The 21,136-nt window shown below is 68.0% G+C and carries 16 protein-coding genes and 1 pseudogene; 8 read left to right on the top strand and 9 right to left on the bottom strand.

Annotated elements, in window-relative coordinates; all coding sequences use genetic code 11:
* Positions 1-150 precede the first annotated feature (150 nt).
* The 5 genes from QMK34_RS03485 to QMK34_RS03505 form a co-directional block, all read right to left on the bottom strand.
* Positions 151-2,016, bottom strand: a complete 1,866-nt coding sequence (locus QMK34_RS03485) for a VirB4 family type IV secretion system protein (protein WP_326411363.1) — start codon at positions 2,014-2,016, stop codon at positions 151-153.
* Positions 2,013-3,185, bottom strand: coding sequence for a PrgI family protein (locus tag QMK34_RS03490; RefSeq protein WP_326411366.1), 1,173 nt, complete (start codon positions 3,183-3,185; stop codon positions 2,013-2,015). The genes QMK34_RS03485 and QMK34_RS03490 overlap by 4 nt, the downstream gene beginning before the upstream one ends.
* Positions 3,182-5,362 carry a hypothetical protein gene (locus QMK34_RS03495; RefSeq protein ID WP_326411369.1) on the bottom strand — a complete coding sequence of 727 codons (2,181 nt, stop codon included), beginning with the start codon at positions 5,360-5,362 and terminating at the stop codon, positions 3,182-3,184. The genes QMK34_RS03490 and QMK34_RS03495 overlap by 4 nt, the downstream gene beginning before the upstream one ends.
* A gap of 4 nt (positions 5,363-5,366) precedes the next feature.
* Complete coding sequence (locus QMK34_RS03500) at positions 5,367-5,744, bottom strand: pilin (RefSeq protein ID WP_442785092.1); 378 nt, start codon at positions 5,742-5,744, stop codon at positions 5,367-5,369.
* 125 nt (positions 5,745-5,869) lie between these two features.
* A complete protein-coding gene (locus QMK34_RS03505; RefSeq protein ID WP_326411372.1) occupies positions 5,870-6,928 on the bottom strand; it encodes a hypothetical protein in 1,059 nt (352 codons plus the stop codon).
* 509 nt (positions 6,929-7,437) lie between these two features.
* Between QMK34_RS03505 and QMK34_RS03510 the strand changes: the two genes are divergently transcribed.
* From QMK34_RS03510 to QMK34_RS03540, 7 genes are all read left to right on the top strand, one after another.
* Positions 7,438-8,430, top strand: coding sequence for a hypothetical protein (locus QMK34_RS03510; protein ID WP_326411374.1), 993 nt, complete (start codon positions 7,438-7,440; stop codon positions 8,428-8,430).
* Positions 8,423-9,346 carry a DNA methyltransferase gene (locus tag QMK34_RS03515; protein ID WP_326411376.1) on the top strand — a complete coding sequence of 308 codons (924 nt, stop codon included), beginning with the start codon at positions 8,423-8,425 and terminating at the stop codon, positions 9,344-9,346. Before QMK34_RS03510 ends, QMK34_RS03515 begins: the two co-directional genes overlap by 8 nt.
* Before the next feature lie 131 nt (positions 9,347-9,477).
* Complete coding sequence (locus QMK34_RS03520) at positions 9,478-10,230, top strand: recombinase family protein (RefSeq protein ID WP_326411377.1); 753 nt, start codon at positions 9,478-9,480, stop codon at positions 10,228-10,230.
* Positions 10,227-11,477, top strand: a complete 1,251-nt coding sequence (locus tag QMK34_RS03525) for a DNA-methyltransferase (protein ID WP_326411379.1) — start codon at positions 10,227-10,229, stop codon at positions 11,475-11,477. Before QMK34_RS03520 ends, QMK34_RS03525 begins: the two co-directional genes overlap by 4 nt.
* Positions 11,474-12,529, top strand: coding sequence for a DNA-methyltransferase (locus QMK34_RS03530; RefSeq protein ID WP_326411380.1), 1,056 nt, complete (start codon positions 11,474-11,476; stop codon positions 12,527-12,529). Before QMK34_RS03525 ends, QMK34_RS03530 begins: the two co-directional genes overlap by 4 nt.
* Before the next feature lie 293 nt (positions 12,530-12,822).
* On the top strand, positions 12,823-13,143 hold the full coding sequence (locus QMK34_RS03535; RefSeq protein ID WP_326411382.1) for a hypothetical protein: 321 nt from the start codon (positions 12,823-12,825) through the stop codon (positions 13,141-13,143).
* Positions 13,144-13,898: 755 nt separating this feature from the next.
* A complete protein-coding gene (locus tag QMK34_RS03540) occupies positions 13,899-15,344 on the top strand; it encodes a recombinase family protein (RefSeq protein ID WP_326411422.1) in 1,446 nt (481 codons plus the stop codon).
* Here QMK34_RS03540 and QMK34_RS03545 read toward each other — a convergent pair.
* A pseudogene (locus QMK34_RS03545) lies at positions 15,268-15,564 on the bottom strand (cell division protein FtsK); the annotation flags it as partial. The gene QMK34_RS03540 and the pseudogene QMK34_RS03545 sit on opposite strands and share 77 nt — an antisense overlap.
* On the opposite strand from QMK34_RS03545, the gene QMK34_RS03550 reads away from it, so the two are divergent.
* Positions 15,543-15,842, top strand: coding sequence for an RICIN domain-containing protein (locus QMK34_RS03550; RefSeq protein ID WP_326411384.1), 300 nt, complete (start codon positions 15,543-15,545; stop codon positions 15,840-15,842). The pseudogene QMK34_RS03545 and the gene QMK34_RS03550 overlap by 22 nt on opposite strands.
* Positions 15,843-15,844: 2 nt before the next feature.
* Here the strand turns inward: QMK34_RS03550 and QMK34_RS03555 are convergent, their stop codons facing one another.
* The 3 genes from QMK34_RS03555 to QMK34_RS03565 are packed head-to-tail and all read right to left on the bottom strand — an operon-like array spanning position 15,845 to position 21,136.
* Positions 15,845-16,978: a serine hydrolase domain-containing protein gene (locus QMK34_RS03555; protein WP_326411386.1), complete on the bottom strand. Its 1,134-nt coding sequence runs from the start codon at positions 16,976-16,978 to the stop codon at positions 15,845-15,847.
* Positions 16,979-17,006: 28 nt separating this feature from the next.
* Positions 17,007-18,224 carry a cytochrome P450 gene (locus QMK34_RS03560; protein WP_326411388.1) on the bottom strand — a complete coding sequence of 406 codons (1,218 nt, stop codon included), beginning with the start codon at positions 18,222-18,224 and terminating at the stop codon, positions 17,007-17,009.
* Entirely contained in the window at positions 18,221-21,136 is a 2,916-nt protein-coding gene (locus tag QMK34_RS03565) for a cytochrome P450 (protein ID WP_326411390.1), read from the bottom strand. Before QMK34_RS03565 ends, QMK34_RS03560 begins: the two co-directional genes overlap by 4 nt.

Raw genomic sequence — 21,136 nt, forward strand, 5'->3', positions numbered from 1 at the left:
CCGAGGAGAAACTCACCAGTGGCGATTATGTTACATGCCAAACAATTTGCTTCCGTCCAGCCTGCGCATGCGCCGAAAACGGTTAGGCGGCCTCGGATTAGGCTCTGCAGAAACGACGTGAAAGATCGTCGGTGAGCACGGTGGTCTTCTTTAATCTTCGAGAAGGAGATGCTGTGACGAATCGTGATCGTCCAGTTCGGCAGCGGTATTCGTAATCGAGTCGAACGCGGCGAGTTCGGCGGGATCTGTCGTAATTATTGCGTTCTCTTGCGGAGAGGCCAGCGTTTGAAAGGCGACTCGCTGAGTGCCTGTCGAGAGCAGTCCTTGTCCTTTGTCCGCGGAGAGCAGGAACTGCTTTTCTCCCTCGGACAGGTTGAACGTCGCCACGATCTCGTCGATCGCTTGCGGCGCTTGGCGTAGCACGATCTGGGTGGCGGCGTTGGACACGATGGCCTTGCCCAGTTCGGTGCTGAGGACGTCGCCGACGTCCTGGGTCGCCGTTGTCAGGCCCGCCCAGTGTTTGCGTGCGGCTTTGGCCATGCGGTGCAGGAACCGTGCCCCGGCGGGGTCTTGCATGAGCACGTACGCCTCGTCAACCGTGATCAACCGCGGGCGCCGGGTGGTGGGATTGGACACCCGTCGCCACACCGTGTCCAAGGTGAGCAGCGTGCCGATGGAGCGCAGTTCGTCAGGTACATCGCGGAGGCTGAACACCGTCAGATGTCCCTCGGGCAGGGTGGTGGTTGGCCCGGAGAACATCGCGGAGAACGCGCCCTCGACGAACGGGTGCAACCTGGAGCCGAGATCTGCCGCGACCGGGTCACCGGTGTTGGCCAGGACTGCGGCGAGGTCGGCCAGCAGTGGCGCCTGCCGACGCCAGGTCCGGGGATCGCTCGTGATCCCGGCCCGCTGGTAGGTGGCCAGGAGTGCCTGGTCGAGCACGGCCCGTTGCTGTGCGGACAGTTCGGTGCCGAGCAGGACCGCGATGACGGTGTGCAGAAACAGCGCCCGGCGGGTGAGTGCGTCCTTGGGTGCGGTGCGGCGCCCGTCGGGTCGCAGCGCGATCGGCAGGTCGAACGGGTTGATGCGGACCTCGGAGTTTCCGAGGTGGATATAGGTGCCGCCAATGGCCTCGCACAGCCGCCGGTACTCGTCTTCCGGGTCGATGACCGACACCTCGACCCCGCGGTACAGGCTGCGGAGTACTTCCAGCTTCACCAGGTAGGACTTGCCCGCGCCGGAGCGTCCGAGGATGACGCTGTTGTAGTTGTCCGCGGAGAACCTGTTCCAATGCACCAGTCCCTGGCTGCCGATGTTGAATCCGTAGAGGACTCCGTCCGGTGCGGCGACGCTGGTCGGGTCGGCTGGGGGCAGATCTGGGCTGGTGAAAGGGAACGCTGCGGCCAGGGCGCTCGTGTCGAAGGTGCGGCGCATCCCGATCAGGTCCAGCGCCAGTGGCAGGGTGGACACCCAGCCCTGCAGCGACCGGTAGGTGGTGGGCTGGGCGTTCATCAGCAGAGACGCCGCGAGTGAGCGCACGGCGGCGACGTGCTCGGTGAGGTCGTCCTCGCTGGTGGCGTGCACGGTCAGGTACAGGCCGAGCCGGTAGAGCTTGCCTTCGCCGCGCGCGACGCGGGCGGACAGGTCGTAGGCATCCTCGGTGGCCGCCTCGACCATCGGGTCCAGCAGTCGGCCTTTCTCGCTGGTGTGCCGTCGCCCGGACTCGAGTTTGGACAGTTGTTTCTTGAGCCGCTTGGCGGCGGTGACCGGGTCGATCGGTTCGATGTGCAGCGACACGTCAACGCGGCCGGGGTAGGACAGCAGCGGCTGCAGCCATCCGGCGTGTACTTCGCGGGGGTAACCGGTGATCGCGAAGCTGGCGACCCAATCGCCGCCGATCTCCAGGTGCCGGGGCGCGACTGAGAGCGAGTCCGGGGTGAACGCGCTGGCTCTGCCCAGCGGTGCGTTCACGGCCTGTTGCGCGCTGTGTCGTGCGCGGCCGAGTTTCAGTGTCATAGATCGCTGCCTTCCCAGTCATCGAGAGCGGCGGTGGCTGGTGTGGCGCCGTTGTCGGGCGTGCGTGGGCGTGGAGCGGCTCGATACCGACCAGGTGCGTCATCGTCGATGTCGGCGGCGGCGGCGGAGGTGGTGATGACGTCGTCCGCCCCAGCCAGTCCCGCGGACGGCGGGATTATGCTGTCGGGATTGCACGCCGTGGCCAGTACCGCGGTGGCCTGGCCCGCATCCAGTGGGGTGATCGTGATCCCGGCCGGGGACAGCAGTTCGGTCGCTTCCCCCAGGCGTCGCACGAGCCGGGTTTCCGCGGAACGACGCGCGGTGTCGGTGACCTCCCCGGATCGGACGCGCCGGCGACGGGCGCGAAGCACGGCGAGCGGGGATGCTCCGCCGAGCCCGTCGATCGGACCGGTAGCGCGGACCGGTTCCCGTAACACCAGCAGAACCTGGCGGCGTAGCAGATCAGTGGAGCGGCGTAGCTGGTCGAGGTAGGTCGCGTGCTCGCGTGCCGCGGCTTCCAGCATCGGATGCGGCAGACCGGGTGCGGCTTCACGGAGGTCGCTGATCTGTCGGCTCAGGTCCAGCCGTTCGGCGCGGATGAGTACCTGCACGGGCGCGGAGATCGAGTGCAAGTAGCGCCCGAAGCTGGCGACCAGCGCCTCCTGCTCCCCGGGGGTGCGCAGCGCGAAGTTCACCGTCGAGGCGACCGCCACGATCGCGACACCGTCGGTGCCGAGGTCGATGACACCGGCTTCGGTGACCCCTTCTGCGGGCAGGCGCAGTGCCGCAGGCGAGACCTCCGACGCACTCGCCGTATCGGTCTGGCCGGTGGTGGTGCTGCGGCTGGTCAGCCATTGCGGCGCGGCCCGCACTCCTTCGGGCGCGGCTACTCGGTGGCGCGGTTGCAGCCGCTGGCGGATGGCGGCGAGCAGGAGGCGGTCGAGGCTGACGCCGTCACGCTGGCCCAGCGCCAGCACCGCGGCGACCACCCCGATCGGGATCGCGACGATCAGGAAGATCAGCAGCGGCACCGCGCCACGGGTCAACGTCCAACCGCCGTAGAGCACGATCCCGGTCACCGCCAAGATCGCCAGCTGGCGGACGGTGAGATTGGCCAGGACGCGATCCTCACGATCGACATCAGACGGTATGCGCACGGGCTGCGTCATGACTTCTCACCTCCACGGGGCGGGGACTTCGGCTGTGACTTCGGGGGCGCTGGTGGCGCAGCTCGAAACGAGATCGGTGGCACGGAGCGGGTGCGTGGCCGGGCATCCCCGAAGCGCGGCTCGGGACGTGCGGGCCGGAACGCCGGTGCCACCACCGATGGTGTCGCGGGTCTGACCGGCCGTGAGACGTGGGGCGGTTCGGGCGCGGGTGGTTGGAATCGCAAATGCGGTGGGACCGCCGCGACCGCGACCGGCCGCGCCGATGATTGACCGCCGCTCGTGCGACGTGACGTGCCGGGAGCTTGGAAGCGCGGCGCCGCGCCGATCTGGTGTCCACCGCGGCGCCGCGCGGACTGTGGCGGGATAGGTGCGACGGGTTGGGGTGCGGAGCTGAATTCGGGCATGGCGGGTGGTCCTGAGACAGCGGCGCTGACGGCGGGGTCGTGTGTAGGTTCTTGCGGACTCGGTTGCAGGAACCGCGGTTCCTGCGAGGGCAGGCGCGACTGTCGGACGGCGCGCAAGCGCTCGGCGTCGAAGTCGCGTTGCATCCGTTTGTTCACCGCTTCCGCTGTCGGGGCGAGGCGTTGTTGCGGGGGCCATGGCAGGTCGGCGACACCGGTGCGGCCGCCGCTTCCGGTGCCGTGGGCGACCTTGGCCCCGGCGGCTGCGCGGGGTCTGCCGAAGGCACCGGAGCGGCCAGCGACGGCGCCGAAGGTCTTGGCGACGATGACGGCTTTGACCAAGCCGCCGAGGAACGAGCGGCCGGTGCCGAGTTTGGTGGCCGAGAGGAACCAGAACGGGATCTTGAACAGGATGTAGAGCAGCCCGAGGACGACGAAGAGCATCATGATCCCGCCACCTGCGGAGTTGAACAGATGCACGCTGCCGTTGAGGAACGTGTTGACCGCGATGATCAGGGTGAGCGATTGGGCGACCTGGATGCCGAGCGTGGCGCCCAGCGCGCGCCACCCCCAGCGGGCGATGCCGTCGGTGTGGGGCAGAGCGTGGCAGGCGACCCACAGTGGCGCCGAGACGATCAGGATCAGGGTGATAATGACGCGCACCACGTAGACCAGCAGCAAGGCGATCACCGCGATGAGTAGGACGCCCTGCAGCAGGATCACGAACAGGCCGCCCGACGCCACGGTGGAGTAGGCACCGTTGATCGACCCGGTCAGTGTGTCGCCGAGCTTGGGTGGATCGACACCATCGGTGAGGACCGCGGCGGACAGGGCGTTGGCGAGGCGAATCGCTTTGTCGATGAGGAACAGCGACAGCGTCGAGGCGAAGAACGAGACGATGAGCCGGGGCGCGATGTCCTTCATCGAGTAGCGGCTCTGGACCGATTCGTGGGACATCACGATGATCCCGCCGATCATGATCAGCCCGCTGTAGCAGGCCATCACGATCAGCCAGGAGTTGTTCCACAGGTTCGCCACACCGGGCAGCGAGTCCAAGGTCGGGGTGGTGAAGGCGGTGTCGCCCAGCAGCTTGAGGATGGGGTCGAACGCGGCCTTGACCAGATCGCGGAACACAGAGTTGATGGCCTTGTTGATGCAGCCGCTGATATTGGTGATCCCACAGTCAGGGTCGTCACCGCCGACTCCCGGTCCGTTCTGGCCTGGGGCTGTGTTCGGCGGCGAGCTGCTGGGTTGGGGGATGCAGTCCTCTCCGCTGCACGGCGGCGTCGTTGGACTGGTGTTCGGTGTGGAGGGCGGGCCACTGGGCGTGCAGCCGACCTGGCCGGGGAAGCAACTCGTCGGCGCGGGAAGTTCAGTGATCGGCGGCAGTGGGGTCGCCGGCACTGACGGGCGTGGCGAGCCCGTCGGGAAGTGGCAGGTCGGGTCTGGTGAATTCGGTGCACACGTGGAGCCGGTCGGGATGTTCGGCAGGGGCAGCGGTGGCGGTTGCTGCGGCGCGGGCTGCGCGAGCGTGGCCTGCTGCGCGCCGGACTGCGAAGGTGTGGCGGATGAGGCCGCCGCGGTGACCGCCAGCACGCTGGCGAGCACTGCGGTCAGGCCGAGCACCAGCGGCCACACCTGCCGTCGCCGGGAGCCGCGGCCGGTTCGCGCCGCGGCAGGTGGTGCGAGCAGGACCCGTTCCCCGCGTACCCGCGCGGCGGTGCCGGGCTCGCCGCGATCAGACTCGGGCACGCGGGGACGTCGGATCTCGGCCATGGCGTCAGGCCCCGACAATCCCGCGCAGAATCTCCACCACGAGCGGCGCCAACGCCGCCAGCCCGTAGCCCCATCCGGCACTCTTGAACGCGCCCTTGGCCTTCTCCACCTCGCCGGGATCGCCGCTCGCCATCAAGTACCGGACGCCTCCAACGGTCAGGAACACCGTTGCCAGCCCGGCCAGGATCCCGACCAGCCAGTTCCTGATGTTGTCGAAGAGCTGACCAACGCTGGTTACGAGCGGGAGAACCTGAGCGGCTGCCTGCGCCGAGTCAGCAGTGAGGACGCTGAGCAGCGCCGTGGCGAGGACCGCCGCGGCGACCCACCGGGAGACCGTGCTGCGCAGCAGCGGTCGACGAACACTCCGATGACTCGTGCGCACGCGGCTACCGCGCGGCACGCGGTCGCGGACGCTCGGCCGACGTGGCTGAGGCCGCGTCCGGTCGGATGCCCCCGGCATCGGTGACGACGGCGGCGAGGGGGTGGGCTGGCTCTGGGGGTGTGGTGTCACGCGCATCGGCGCCCCTCCGAATTCGGGTCGTGCTCGGCGGTGCGCGGAGAGTTGGGTGGGGTCTCCCCGCACCCCAAGAGGCCGGATTTCGGGTCGTTTTTCGACACCAAGCGTGAAGATTTCTTCTGAGCAGCCGGACGGCCGTTGCGCAGACGGCCGCTCACAGCACGTGACGTCTCCGGCTCTTCCTCGATCGGCGCACCAGCGGTGTCGCGGTGCAGCGAGGTCACAGCGGCGTCGCCGACCGGGTCCTCGGAGTCGGTGTCGGCCGCGTGCTCGCGCAGCCAGGCGACGAGTCGGTCTTCGGCTCGATCGCGGGCCTTGAACGCGGTCTTGAGCGCGGTGTCGTGGTGCTGCGCCCAGTCGGTCATCGACTCCTCGCCCAGGCGCGTCGCCGAGATCAGCTCCGCCTCGGCGGGGGTGAGGATCCGGTCAGCGACCGCCCGCGCGAGCACCAAGTCGGGGTGGCCATACGGCGGACGCGGTGCGGCGGAGTGATAGCCCGAGCCCACGGGCAGCGGGGCGTCAAGCGACTCTTCCAGTGCCGCCTGCCCGGCGCGGCGAGCCGCGAAATGCAGCCGGACAACGATGCCCGGATCGGTCAGGTCCACCGTCGCCAGCGCCTGGACGAATCCGGCGAGAACGGCAGCGTGCGCGTCCGCCCGATCACCCCGGTAGCGGGCGGCCAGCCACCGCGCACTCGAGGCCAGCGACGGCAGCGCCATCCCGACGCACGCCACCGTCCAAGCGCCTCCGTGAGCGCGGGAACGCAGCACCAGATGCGCCCACACGTCGTCACGGGTGCGGACCGGGCACTGCTTGCTCATCACCCGGTCCCGCAGTTCGTCCAGCGGCACCGGCCGCCGCGGCAACCCGGCGAACCGGGCCCCCTGCACGGCCATCGGCTGCGGCCCGGTGACCAGCCAGCCGAAGGCATCGCGCACTGTGTCCAACGGCAGCCATTCGTGCCCGTCGTGATCGGGCCGAATTGAGCCGGACACACTCTCGTCGTTCGCCATTTCCTTGCTCCCGTTCTGGTCGGTTTCGTTGACCACCTCAGGACGCCATGACTTCGACAAGAAAAGGACAAGAAAAGAACAAGGATGATCTTCTTAGTAGGCGTCTTCCACTACTAAATACGCAGCTCTGTAAGGATTCAGAATGACCGACCGGCGGTAGATTTAGCGGGGCGCTCAAGGTTGCCTTAGTAGCGTCTGAGCTGGAAATTTAAGCGCTCTTTAGTAGGAGGTGGACCTCCTCCGTGGTGGTGCGCGAGCCGTTGGTGTCTCGTGGCTGGGAGAGTGCGGTAAAGATCTTGAAACTTGTCGGGTCGATGTTGCGGTCTTGGTGATCCGTCGAATGTCAATGCTGGGGAAGGTGAGCATTCTCGTTGGTTGGCGGATGAAAATGTGCCGTGGTTCGGGCGTACTTCTCGTGGTGGTCAGGCGGCCGTTCCGAAAATTCTGGAAATAGTGTGAAGGTTGGTGTCGAAAAACGGCCCCGAAACCCGCCTCTTGGGGTGACTTGGCAGACCACGCCGACCACTTCGCGAGGAAGGCCACCGATGATCTCAACACCCCAGCCCGAGCCCGGACGCCGTCGCCACCGGGCGTCGCATCGTCGTACGCCCACCCCGGCGCGCGCCGGTCACGGCCGGCACCGAGCACCGTCCCCCGCGCCTGCTTCCGGACGTCGCGGCGCGACGCGCCTAGCCACGCTGTGGCCCTTCGCCGACGCCGAGCCGCTGCCGGGCACCGCGCTGCTCGCGGGCTGGCTTGGCCGCATGATCGTCACCCTCGTCACCACTTACACCGGCCCCGGCGATCGAGTTCTCCTGCTGACCCCTCCGGCGCTCTCGCCTATGCCAGCGCGGTGGTCCGGCAGGGCACCCGGCGGCGACTCCTATGCCGGGCTCGCCGAGGCCGTCTGGACGGTCGCCCGGTTGGGCCGAAGCTCCGACGCGGCGACAGCGGCGCCCCCGCCGGGTGACCTCCACGACCGCACCGACCCGACCCGTTACGCCGAAGCTGAGTCGGGGTCGCGACCCCGACTCAGTCGGCTTGGCCTGCACCCGGTGACCGACGTGAACGCCGACTGCGCGCACCGTCCGGTGTGCTCTGGGCGCCGACCCCGCGGTGGGTTTGATCTGATCATCACCGCGGTCGACCCGCACGCTGTCGACTGGTTCGGTCACACCGACTGGGACGCCTTGCTGACTCCGCGCGGCCTCGCCGCAGTAGTCACGCACAGTGACTCGCGTGGCGGGCGACTGCTCGATCCGCACCCCGTCATTGCGGACACACTGAGTAGTCGCGGCCTGCGGCGTCTCGACACCATCGCCGTGCTCGCCGCGCCGATGCCGCCCCCGGCGGTCATTCCCGTGGCCGCTCACCGGGCGGGAGCCACGGCGTCAGCGCGCGGCTGGCCGCCGCGGGCAGACGGTGCCGGACCGTTGCCACTGCGGCCGGTGCACCACGACCTCGTTTTGTTCGGGCGGCTGCCCCTCACCGCACCGGACACCGGCGCCACCGACCGGAAGGGGACCTCGGATGCCTGAGCGTGTCGATAACCTGCTGGCCCGGCCGGCGGGGGAGCAGCCGGACGTTCCGGTTCTGCCCTCGGTGTGGCCGACCGGAGCGACCAGCATGGCGACCCAGCTGGCCGAGGGCGGCTACCACGACGCCACCGGTGCAGACCCGGCACTGATGGCGCCGGACATTGCCGGGTACGCCATCGCGGCGTTCACCCGGCCTGGCGATGTGGTGCTCGACCCGGACTGCGGGGCGGGCACGACCATCATCGAAGCGCTGCGCTGCGGACGACACGCGATCGGGCTGACCGCGCAGCGCCGGTGGTGGCGCCTGGCTCGTGCCAACGTGACCGCGACCAAGGCGCGCGGCGTGTTCGTCGATGGCATGGTCCTCGTTCTCGACCGGCGCCCCGGTACGGCGGCCGCCGCCGAAACGGCAGGACTGACCGGGCGCGTCGACCTCCTGCTGACCACCCTGCGACCAGCTGACCAGGACGGCGACGTTGCTGGTGCGCTGGACCGGCTGCGGAGCCTGCTGTCGCAGTACCGGCCGCTGGTACGCCCCGGCGGGCACGTGGTCATCACCTGTCCCCCGCAACGGCACCCCGTCCGGCACGACCTGCTCGACGTTCCCAGCCAGATCGCCGCGGCCGGCAGCGCCGCGGGGCTGGCACCGGTCGCGCGCTGTCTGGCCCTCACCGCAACCGTGCGACGACGGCGCGCGTACACCCGCGCCACCCTCGCCCAGCGCCGCGCCGCCACCCGAGCAGAACGCGCACTCGGACATCCGATCGCGCTGTCCGCCCACCACACCGTGCTGGTGTTCCGGGCCGATCCGGAGGCAGCGGATCCGGCCCTGACCCAGCCCATCCCGTCGCTGCCCGCGCCCCACCCGCCGCACCGGCGCGCTCGCAGGACAACACCGGCCATGGCTGTTGCCTAAGTGCACCCGTTGATTCGTCACCGCTGATGCGCGTCACGTCACACAGCCAGGTCAGCCCACGACCGCACGCCCATGGGCCGTCCTCGTGCCGCTCACCGTCACCCCACCTCGAGGTACAGGAGAGAACCGCGATGGCCATCACCCCCGAGCCGGAGCACCGGCCGCGCTCAATCTCGCGTCGTGACGATCCCGTCTTGTATCCGGTCGTGAAGTACCGCGAGGGTGAACCAGCATCACCCGGCCGGTGGCAGAGGCTGCGGGAGGCTCTCGCTGCGTACCTGACAGCACCGTACGAGGACGACGACCGGCGGGCGACTGTCCATACGGGTGTCCTCGCGTACCAGCAAGAGCTGGCCTGGCGGTCGCGTTCCGTACTCCGGCGGCGCACCCGCGAAGGCTGGTGGCTGGGACCCGCCCCCTACGGCTACACCCTGGTACACCACCGGGTCGACGGTGAGTCCGGTGCCGCCTGTCGGCGGCACCGGCTGATCGTCGATGAGCTGCGAGCGCCGGTCGTGCCGCTGATCTTCACCTGGTACCTGCGGGACAAGCTCGCAGAGCGCGCCATCGTCCGGCACCTGATCGAGCAGCAGCATCCTCAGCCTGCCGACCCCGCCTCTGGCCCCTCGCGGGACTGGAGCCCGGCGATCGTCCGCAACATCCTGAACAACCCCGCGTACCTCGGCTACGTCGTGCGGAACCGCACGCTGCGTGGACAGGATCGGCCACCGGAATGCTGGACCTGGTCGCAGCAGCGATGCCACCGGGAGTTGGTCGAGCCCGCGGCGTTCTGGGCGGTCTACAACAACCGGTTCCGGTGGCTACCGGCGCACCCGAATACCGACAACGTCGGTCTCAACAACGACGGCCGGGAGGTGGCGTGAAACAGCAACCAGCCGACACGGTCCACTACCGCGACCACGCGGTCACGCTCTACACCGGAGACGCCAAGACCATCTTGGCCGGTCTGCCCGATCGCACCGTGGACTGCGTGGTCACCAGCCCGCCGTACTGGGGCCTGCGCGACTACGGGACCGGAACCTGGGTCGGCGGCGACCCTGCTTGCGCGCACCTGGCCGCAGTCGGCCGCAGCACCACCGTGCCGCAGTCCGCACGTACCCCTCTCACTGGTCCGGCGTCGGTGGCACATCGTGGCGATACAGTGCAGCGATGCCGCCGCTGCGGCGCGCGGCGCGAGGACGACCAGCATGGCCTGGAGCCGACGCCGCAGGACTACGTTGACCGGCTGCGCGGTGTGTTCGGCGAGCTGCACCGGGTCCTGGTCGACACCGGCACCGTGTGGCTGAACCTGGGCGACTGCTATTCCGCTGACCCGCCCGGCAGCGCCGGCGACGCGATGCGGACGAGCACCTTGTCCGGCCGTACCGCTGCAGCGCCGTTGCGGGAATCCGTGCGCCGCGCCGGACTGCGGCGCACGCGGACGCTTCCCCGCAAGAGCCTCGTCGGCATGCCCTGGAGGGTCGCGTTCGCGCTGCAGGCCGACGGCTGGATTCTGCGCAACGCGATCGTGTGGCACAAACCCAACGCGATGCCCGAATCCGTGCGAGACCGGCTCTCGAACCGGTACGAGATGCTGTTCCTGCTGACCAAACAGCAGAAATACTTCTTCGACCTCGATCCGATCCGCGAACCGCTCGCGCGCCCCGAAGCCGTCAACGAGGGCCTCGTCATCGGCGGCACCAACAAGGGACACCGCGGCGGCGTCGACGCAACCGCGCGCCGCCGCGGAAACAGCGTGTACGGCAAGTATCACAATGTCGACCAGATAACTGGAAAGGCGCCTGGCGACGCGCTGCGGCCGACCGGCTCACAGCACACCGCCGCACACGGACGAGGAAAGAACCCCGGCGACGTCTGGTCCATCGCCACACGTCCCTTACGCGAAGCGCACTTCGCGGCCTTCCCGGTCGACATCCCGTTGCGGTGCATCGCCGCCGGGTCCCCGGAGGGCGGTGTGGTGCTCGACCCCTTCAGTGGCGCCGCGACCACCGGCCTTGCTGCGCGGCAGCTTGGCCGGTCCTACGTCGGCATCGACCTCAACCCGGACTTCCACGACATCGGTCTTCGACGCCTCGGCCTCACATCAGACAAGCAGAGGAAGGCAGCGTGAACACCTCTCTCGCGAGCTACCACCAGCAGGGCGGCGTCACGCTCTACGCCGCCGATGCGCAAGCCGGAATTGAAAGATTGCCCGACAACTCCGTCGACTGCCTGGTCACCAGCCCGCCCTACTGGCGTCTGCGCGACTACGCCCCTGACAACAGGACCGGCGGCCGACCAGCATGCCGCCACCGCCCGGCCGGCGCCGACACCCCGCCGCCCGAGAGCAGCAGCGGTCGGCGACCGTGCCGGGACTGCGCAGCGGTTCGTGAGCGCCCGCAGATCGGCCTGGAACCGACGGCAGCGAACTACATCGACAGGTTGCGGGAGGTTTTCGCCGCCACGCGTCGGGTGCTCACTCCGCGGGCCACCGTGTGGATCAACCTCGGCGACAGCTACTCCACCAACTCCGACGGTTACTGGTGCACTACACCCGGCCACCCGCAGCAGCCGCGCTATCGGCCGCCCGCCGACGTGCCGCACAAGAATCTGCTCGGCATGCCGTGGCGCCTCGCCTTCGCACTCCAGGAAGATGGCTGGATATTGCGGTCAGCGATCGTCTGGCACAAACCGCACACCACGCCCACCCCGATCCGCGACCGGCTCGCTACCCATCACGAAATGATCTTCTTATTCGTCACCCAGCCGGACTATTACTTCAACCTCGACGTCGTCCGTCAGCCCTACGCCGGCGACCGCGCGCTGTCCCGTCGAGCCCACCACGGCGGCAACAAACCGAACACCGCCCGCGGAACGTGGCCCCGCACGCCAGTCGAGGCCCAGCGCGGGCGCAACCCCGGCAACGTGTGGACCATTCCGCCGGACAGATCGCGTGCCGGTCACCCCGCACCTTCCCCTGTGGAGATCCCACGCCGCTGCATTGCGGCCGGATGTCCCGAGGGTGGTCACGTGCTCGACCCGTTCAGCGGCAGCGCCTCTGCAGGAGTTGCGGCCCGCGAACTCGGACGCCGCTTCACCGGCATCGACACCAACCCCGAGTATCACGAGATCGCGAAACGCCGCATCGCCGAATACGACCAGGCAGCGGGAGGGTCGCACTGACCGACGACACGACCACGTTCAGATCACCGTCTGCAAGCACGGGCTCGCGGCACTACGTCATCCCCGGTGCGCCAGGTTTCCGCTGCGCAGGCTGAGCCAGTTACCGTCTGAAGCTCTCCGCGAACAGTGATGCGGATCACCTCTGGGGCCCACTCATTTGGGGCCTCCGTTTTTCGCGGATCGACGCTACTATTCCAGGCCCGCGCTACTCGTCACAGTGCTGAACAGCTGGTTTGCGCTAGGAGTTCCGTCGCGGCAGTGCGGGAACGATCCGACAAGGAGGCTCGATCACCGTGTCCGCCCCGGCAACCCCCATGCTCACCGGCCGCTGGTCCGGGAACAGGTCCGGTGGGTGGAACGAACCGGCCGCGTACCTCGCACCATCGGTGCCCGGCTTCGCCCTTGTCATCTGCGCAAGGCAGGACCGTCTCTTGTTCGATCCGTTTGTCGCCTCGGCGCGCGAACGCGTGGCCGAGCAGTACGGTGTTCCGCGCATGTATGCGATCGAGCCCTGGTGCCAGACTCCAGAGATGCTGGCCGCGGCGCGGGTCGGCGTCGCGTTCATTCGCCATCGTTCTATCGCCTCCAATTTCGCCATCGGGCGAGCGGTGTAAATGGTGGCGGGGCAGAGCGAACGCCGCGACGAGGCCACCGGACGACTGGTTGCTGACGAGCCGCCGGAGCTGATCGTCGAAATCCTTACTGTAGAAGCAATCGAGGCTCAGCGATTGGCTGCGGAGCAGGCGCGAGTGTTGTGGGAGGTGACGGAATGGCAGGCCCGGAACAGGTTCGTACCTGGGCTGGACAGCGCAGCGTAGGGCGCGCTCGAAGCCCTTACAGCCAAGCCTCGGCGAGCGGCGAGTCAGTCAACGTTCCGCCCCGGCCAACTCTTCTGCGCTTCGCGTGGTTGGGGCGCGTGTCCACTCGAGACATGCAGGATCCCACTCTTTCTTTGCCGCGCCAGCTGGGCTCGTCTCAACGCGCGCTTCCCGAAGATGGCCTGATCGTCGTGCACTTCTACGATGTGGAATCCGGCCGCATGGACCTTGATGCCCGGGGGAACGGACACGCGCACGAACAATTCGACATCCCGATCCCGCGCGACGGAGGCATCCAAGCGCTGCTGGCCGAAGCCGATCGCCCCGATCGGCGATTCGACTATGTCATCTGCGAATCGATCGAACGCACGGCCCGGCATATGTACTACGGCACCACCATCGAGCATCGCCTGGAGCGCGCCGGGGTGCGCTTGCTGGCCGCGGACGACCCGTTCCAGCTCACCTCTGTCGATGGTCGCAAACCGAAGACCGCGACGCAGTTGCTCACGCGGCGTATGAAGCAGAGCATTTCCGAGTTCTATGTTGTCGATATGCTGGAGAAGTCCTGGGACGGTTTCGCCGTCCATGCCGAAGCGGGATACAATGTCGGCAAGGCTTGCTACGGCTACCGCGCTCGTCACGTCCCACACCCCGTTCCCGCTAAACGCGCGAAGGGCGTGAAGAAGACTTTCCTCGAGCCCGACCCCGCCCAGGCGCCCGCAGTGCGGAGAATCTTCCATTGGCGCATCACCACACGTCTCGGCTACCAGGCCATCGCGGACCGACTCAATCTCGATCTTGCTACCTACCCGCCGCCGGTCCCGGTCGACCCGTCGCGCGCCGTTGGCCGCTGGACCTACTCGAACGTGCGCGACATCCTGACTAATCCCAAGTGCACGGGGCACATGGTGTGGAACCGGCGTGGCCGCAAGACCCACGGTAACCGTGCCAACCCCGTCGAAGAGTGGATCTGGTCTGAACGCCCGGTCCACGAAGCACTTGTCACGCTGGATGACTGGCTGCAAGCGCAGGGGATCAGTGAACACCGCCTCGGTTCCCGCAGCACCGACAACACAAACGTCAAGCACCCTCAGACGAAACGCTCTTACCTGTTGCGCACCTACCTCTTCTGCGGTGGCTGCGGGCGGCGTATGTACGGCAAGACACGTCGTGGCCACGCCTACTACGTTTGCGCACCGAAGAAGGGGTATGTGCCCGCCGGCCACCCTGCCGCGGGAAGCTTCTGGATTCGCGAAGACACGATCGTTGACAAACTCAACGAGTTCCTGTCCGCCTACATCTTCGGTATCTACCGCCGCAGCCTGCTCGGCGACACCGCCAGGGACCTGGGCGCCGCCGCCCAACGCGAACGAGACCAACGCCTCGCCGCCCTACGTCGTGAGATCGACGACAACGCTCAGATGATCAAGAACGTCGTCCGCAGCTTCGCGCTGTTCGACAAGCCGACAGAAGACCTCGTTCGCGACATCAACGAGCAACGCGCCGAGCTTCACGAACGCAAATCTCAACTTGAAGACCAGCTGTCCGAAGCTCAAGAGGAAAACCAGCAAGCACCCAACCCGGACCTGCTCGACGCCCTCCCGACAGGGGAGGTTCTGATCGACGAGCTACCCGAAGACGTCGCACGGCGACTGTTCGAAGTCCTTCGGCTCGAACTGCGTTACCACAAGAACACCAATAAACTCAAGTGCTTGGCCACGCTGATCGGTCCGATGATCCCGGCGGCACGTCGCGCAGGGCACGAGGCCACAGCCCTGCCGCTTGGCCGTCAGAAGTGGCTTGACCAGCGCAAACATAAGAAAGAGAACAAGGAGGATGCCATGTCTGACATCTCTCCCGTTCCCATCCTTGTAGTGCCCTCGGCAGGATTCGAACCTGCGACACCTGCCTCCGGAGGGACGTTCCGGCGACTTCCCGCAGTGTGCGGCCTTGCTTACAGATGGTTTGCCAATCCTGGTTTGGCATGTAGTAGGTGAGTACGGTCGTGGCGAGCACGTCAGCTCCGGCTTGGCTGGCACCGTCCGTCCGGAGGATTCCGACCCCCTTGTGGGAAGGCAGGAGCCGACTTGCGTCGAACCCTCGGGTGTTCATCTGCTCGCCCAGCACGATGTTGCTGTCTCGCCAGTCGATCACCCGCAGTGCGAACCGCGATCCGAGTACCGCTCGCAGTCCGGATGGGATGGTTTTGGAGACCGGGCTCGCAGCCCGATGGGTCCTACGAGCTGCGCAGCGTCGAGTCCGGGCTGTGCGCGGACGTCGACGGTGGGGCCACGACCGCGGGCGCCGCCATCATCCAGTGGGCCTGTACCTGCCGGTACCAACCAGCACTGGACCGCCAAGGAAACCGGTGGTGGTTACACCTGCGGCTCGGTCAAGAGCGGACTGGTGCCCACCACGGCGTCCACATCGGACGGTTCACTGGTGACCCAGCAGGCGAAACCGGCTCGGCTCTGCAGTGCTGGACCGTGACCTGAGTTCAGGCGCGGACTGCCTGTTCGATGTCGGCGAAGAGCCCGATCATCGACGGATCCGCGAACGGGACGAGCTGGGTGAACAACACTCCGGCCGTCGCCCCGTCCGTGTCCACCCAGTAGTAGCAGTTCGCCCCACCCGCCCAGGCCACCGTCCCGACCGGACGGTCCTGCGGCGTGCGCTTCTCGTTGCGCATCCCCAGCAGTGACCACGACACCGGGGTGCCCGGCAGCAGGTCGATGTCGTGGGAAGTCGCAGGATTGGCCGACGCCAGCCGTCCGAACACGGCCGAATGACTCCGCTGCGCGTCGGCCAGTGCCTGCGACCCAAGGAGTTCCGACCCGTCGAAGACCCCTCCCGCACCCAGCATCCGCAGGAATGTCAAGTAGTCCCGCGGAGTCCCGTACAATCCGCCCCCGCCGGAGAAGAACTCCGGCTCGGCGGGAAGCTCGAACGGAACTGTCACCAACCCGTCCGGGGTCTTCGCCTGCACAGTCGCCAGCCGTGACCGGTCCGCGATCCCGAACGCCGTGTCCACCATGCCCAGCGGGTCGAAGACGGACTCCCGCAGGTGGGTCGCCAGATCCCGCCCGGTCAGCCGCGAGACGGCCAGCCCCACCCACTCGAGACCTGTTCCATACCACGTGCCGGATCCCGGTTCGTACACCAGCGGCGACTCCGCGATCGAGGCCAGCTTGCACTCCAGGCTCGTCGGGATCCTGTTCTCCCGCTGGTACCGGGCAAGGTCGGGCGAAAGGAACGCGTACCCCGCGCCCGCCGTGTGCGACAACAACATCCGCAACGTCACCGGGGTCCGAACCGGACGCAGGCGCGGCGTATCCCCGTCGTAGCCCTCGAGCACCTGGGCAGCGGCGAGTTCGGGGAGGATGTCCGCCGTCGGCGCGTCCAGGTCGATCAGCCCGCGTTCCACCAGTTGCAGGGCCGCGACGGCCACAATGGACTTGGTCATCGAGGCGAGCCAGGCGACCGTGTCCTCCGCCCATGGAGCTGTGCCGTCGCGGGTACCGGCGCCGCTCGAGTACACGACCCCGTCGCGGTCGGCGGCCATCGCGTAGAAGCCCGCGGCAACGCCGTTGTCGAGGGCCTTCGCCAGCAGGGAATCGATCGTCGTCGTCAAAGCCATAACCACTGCGCAATCATGATGGTCACCAGGTGACGGGGAGATCGTTCACTCCGTAGACGCCCATGCCCGGCTCGCGGAACTCGATCTGGTCCATGTCCACCGCCCGGCGCAGCGTCGGGATCCGGCGTAACAGGGTGGGGAACGCGACCTGGAGCTCGAGCCGTGCCAGCGGCATGCCCAGGCACTGGTGGGGCCCGTGCCCGAAGGTCACGTGCCGGTGCGGCGGTCTGCGCAGGTCAAGGCGGTCCGGCTCCTCGACGGCCGAAGCGTCCCGGTTGGCCAGATCACCCGCGAGGATCAGTCCGTCCCCGGCGCGGATGACCAAGCCGTTGATCTCGATGTCCGCCAGCGCCACCCGCCGCCTGCCGCCCTGGGGGACGGCGGTGTAGCGGAGGATCTCCTCGACCGCGCCCTCGATCTCCGCCGGAGTTTCCATCTCCAGCAGGACGGCGAACTGGTCGCGGTTCTCGGTCAGCGCCAGCACACCCAAGGAGATGGTGTTCGCCGTCGTGTCGAAGCCGCCGAGGAGCATCAGCATGCCGATCAGGGTGGCGTCCTCCTGCGTCAGGTTGCCAGTGGCCACGTGCTCGTTGGCCAGCTCGGACAGCAGGTCCTCACCCGGTTCGGTGCGTTTGACCGTCAGCAACCGGTCGATGTAGTCGACCAGGCCCTGCCGGGCGGCCATCGCCTCCTCGTGGGTCGCCCGGGGGTTGATCAGCGCCTTGGCGCTCATCGCGAAGAATCCGTGGTCGTCGTACGGCACGCCCAGCAGGTGACAGATCACCGTGCACGGCACCGGTAGCGCGAACGCCTCCAGCAGGTCCGCCGGCTTCGGCCCGGCCAGTAGCCGGTCGACCAGGTCGTCCACGAGCTCCTGGATCGGTGGCCGCATGGCCTCGATGCGCTTGGCGGAGAACGGCTTGGCGACGAACCGGCGCTGGCGGGTGTGCTCCGGGGCGTCCATGGTGAGGAAGCTCAGGCGCTGCATGAACTTGCTGGGGGTCGAGTGCGGATAATTGGGGTGCTCGGGCCCCGCGCTGAGCCGCGGGTCGCGCAAGAGCGTCCGCACTTCCTCGTAGCCGCTGACCAGCCACGGGGTGCTGCCGTCCCAGATCTCCACGCGGGCGATCGGGGCCTCTGCCTGAACTGCCCGCAGCGCGGGCGCCGGGTCGAACGGGCAGCTTCGCGTCCGCGGTGCGGGGAAGCGCGGCAGCTCGTCCGTGAAGGGGTCGGCGCTCACCGCGACTCGCCGAAGCTCGCGAACAGGTCGTTCGCCGTCTCGAAGCCGGGTCCGGTACGGGGGCCGGGGGTGAAGCGGGCGGGCATCTCCACGTAGCCGTTGATCTGCCCGACGGTCGGGTAGCGCACCGCCGCGCCTTCCACCAGCTGGTAGTCCGCCAGCCGACTGAGCACCTCCCCGACGACGATCTGGAAGTCGGCCTGCGCGATGTGGCGGCCGATGCACCGATGTGCGCCGATGCCGAATGCCGCGTGCTTGCGGGTGTCGCGGTCGAAGTCGATGGTGAGCGGGTCCGGGAAGACCTTTTCGTCCAGGTTCGCCGCGGCCCACGAGATCAGTACGCGTTCACCGGGCTTCACGGTGGCGCCGTCGATCTGGGCCTCTTCGGTGGCCGTGCGGCCGACGCAGACCACAGGGGTGAAGTACCGGAGGAACTCCTCGCACGCCTTGGGGATGTCCTCCGGGTGCTCGGTGAGGCGCTTGCGGTCGTCGTGGTTGCGGTCGAGGTGCTCGAAAGTGGAGGACAGCAGGGCGGTGGTGGTGTCCATGCCGCCGGCGATCATCGCGTTGCAGACGGCGATGATGTCCGGGTCGCTGATCTTCTCGCCCCCGATCTTCAGCTGGGTGAGGAAGCTGATCAGGTCGTCCCCGGGGTTCGCGCGGCGCACCGGGATGGTTTCGACGACCTCCTTGATGAGCATCGCGAAGCCCGCTTCGACCGACTTGTACCCGGGCGTGTCCGATGGCGTGTAGGCCAGCGAGTGCACGGCTTCGGCGTAGATGCGCCAGTTGTCCATCGACAGGCCGACGATGTCCAGCGTCAGCAGCGCGGGTACGGCGTTGGCCAGGTCCATGACGAGGTCGATCTCGCCCGACTCGATGAACTGGTCGAGGCACCAAGTGGTGTACGCCTGGATGCGCGGGCGCAGCTCTTTCGCCGAGGTGGGCGAGAAAAAGGTGTTCAGCGCCCGGCGCCAGTCGAGGAACTCCGGCGGGTCCATCTCGAGCGGCAGCGCGCGGAACGTCGACGCTGGGATGATCGTCCCTTGTGGACGGCCGGGGGTGTTGGGCAGCTCGTGCGCGGAGGAGAACACCTGCGGACGGCGGGCCACGGAGGTGACCTGCTCGTGGCCGGTGACCACGTAGAAGCCGCCGTAGTGCGAGCTGTGCGCCACCGGGCACTTCTGGCTCAGCGCCGTGTTGGCGGCCCACGGATCGGCGGAGTACTCCGCCGAGTGGTGGTCGAAGTCGATTTCCGGGACTTCGGGGTGTGCCATGGGGGGTGCTCCTGTCAGCTCTGAGTGGCCGGGACCCGGGTCGCGTGAGAGGGCGAAGCCCGGGTAGCCGGTGGCCGCGATCTCCGCGCACTTCCTGGCGTAGGCGGGGAACCCGACCAGCGGCATGAAGACGCGTTTCTTGCCGGGGATGTTCGCGCCCAGGTACCAGGACCCGCACGAGGGGAGCAGGGTCTGTGCGGCGACGTCGCCGACGTGCCGCCCCCAGGCCCGCTCGGCCTCCGGTGTTGCCTCGATCGTCCGGATGTCGTTGTCCGCCAGGTGTTTGAGGCACTCGCCGATCCACGTCGCGTGCTGGTGGATGGCGACCAGCACGTTGGTCAGCACCGACGGGCTGCCGGGGCCGGTCATGGTGAACAGGTTCGGGAAGCCGGGAACACCGAGCCCCATGTAGGTGCGCGGACCGCCCGACCAAGCCTCCCGCAGCGACAGCCCGTCGCGGCCGCGGATGTCGATGCGCGACAGCGCCCCGGTGATGGCGTCGTACCCGGTGGCGAACACCAGTGTGTCCAGTCCGTAGGTGCCCTCCCCGGTACGGACCGAGGTCGGCGTGATCTCCTCGAACGGGTGAGCAGCGATGTCGACCAGGCGCACGTTCGGCCGGTTGTAGGTCTCGTAGTAGCCGTCCCCGAGGCAGATGCGTTTGCACCCGATGACGTGTGTCGGGGTGAGCTTCGCGGCCACCTCGGGGTCGTTGACGGCCAGGCGGATCCGGCCGCGGACGAACTCGGCGACAACTTCGTTGGCCGCCGGGTCGACCAGCGGATCACCGAAGGCACGTAGCAGCAGCGGCCCTCCCCGGTTCCAGAAGTGCTCGAAGGTGGCCTGCCGTTCCTTGGCGGAGAACAGGAACACCGAGTTCGGGTTCGCCGGGAACCGGGAGAGGCCCGCCGTGGGCACCTCGTTGTTGCGGGCGCGGAACCCCGCGTAGTCGGCCTTGATCGCCGCCTGCAACTCCGGGTCGAGCGGTTCGTCGCCTGCGGGCAGCGTGTACGCGGGGGTGCGCTGGAAGACCACGAGCTCCGCCGCCGCCTTCGCGATGATCGGGATGGCCTGCACCCCGGACGAGCCGGTGCCGATGACGCCGACACGCTTGCCGGTGAAATCGACCGGTTCCTCGGGCCAGCGCCCGGTGTGCAGGATGTCGCCCGCGAACGTCCCCACACCGGGGATGTCCGGCACGTTCGGCTCCGACAGGCAGCCGGTGGCCATGACGACGAACCGGGCCACGACCTCGTCACCGGTGCCGGTGCGCACGGTCCACGTGGCGGCGGCCTCGTCGTAGGTCATGGCGTCGATCCTGGTGTGGAACCGGATGTCGCGTGCCAGGTCGAAGCGCTCGACGACGTGGCCGATGTAGCGCATGATCTCGGCCTGGTCGGCGTAGCGCCGGGTCCACTCCCAGTCCTGCTGCAGCTCGGCGGAGAACTGGTAGGAGTACTCCAGGCTCTCCACGTCGCAGCGGGCACCCGGGTAGCGGTTCCAGTACCAGGTGCCGCCGGCACCGCGACCGGCCTCGAACACCCGCGCCGTGAGCCCGGCCCCGCGGACCTCGTGCAGCATCTGCAGGCCCGCGAGACCGGCCCCCACGATCACCACGTCGAACTTGTCTGTCAT

Origin of the sequence: Amycolatopsis sp. H20-H5 (genome assembly GCF_035828755.1) — a bacterium.
Taxonomy (GTDB): domain Bacteria; phylum Actinomycetota; class Actinomycetes; order Mycobacteriales; family Pseudonocardiaceae; genus Amycolatopsis.

What these genes read in the sequence shown, in the direction of transcription:
- QMK34_RS03550 (WP_326411384.1), top strand. Translation starts at nt 15,543, where the DNA reads ATGGGATGGTTTTGGAGACCGGGCTCGCAGCCCGATGGGTCCTACGAG.
- QMK34_RS03515 (WP_326411376.1), top strand. Translation starts at nt 8,423, where the DNA reads ATGCCTGAGCGTGTCGATAACCTGCTGGCCCGGCCGGCGGGGGAGCAG.
- QMK34_RS03565 (WP_326411390.1), bottom strand. Translation starts at nt 21,136, where the DNA reads ATGACAGACAAGTTCGACGTGGTGATCGTGGGGGCCGGTCTCGCGGGC.
- QMK34_RS03495 (WP_326411369.1), bottom strand. Translation starts at nt 5,362, where the DNA reads ATGGCCGAGATCCGACGTCCCCGCGTGCCCGAGTCTGATCGCGGCGAG.
- QMK34_RS03485 (WP_326411363.1), bottom strand. Translation starts at nt 2,016, where the DNA reads ATGACACTGAAACTCGGCCGCGCACGACACAGCGCGCAACAGGCCGTG.
- QMK34_RS03520 (WP_326411377.1), top strand. Translation starts at nt 9,478, where the DNA reads ATGGCCATCACCCCCGAGCCGGAGCACCGGCCGCGCTCAATCTCGCGT.
- QMK34_RS03510 (WP_326411374.1), top strand. Translation starts at nt 7,438, where the DNA reads ATGATCTCAACACCCCAGCCCGAGCCCGGACGCCGTCGCCACCGGGCG.
- QMK34_RS03490 (WP_326411366.1), bottom strand. Translation starts at nt 3,185, where the DNA reads ATGACGCAGCCCGTGCGCATACCGTCTGATGTCGATCGTGAGGATCGC.
- QMK34_RS03540 (WP_326411422.1), top strand. Translation starts at nt 13,899, where the DNA reads ATGCTGGAGAAGTCCTGGGACGGTTTCGCCGTCCATGCCGAAGCGGGA.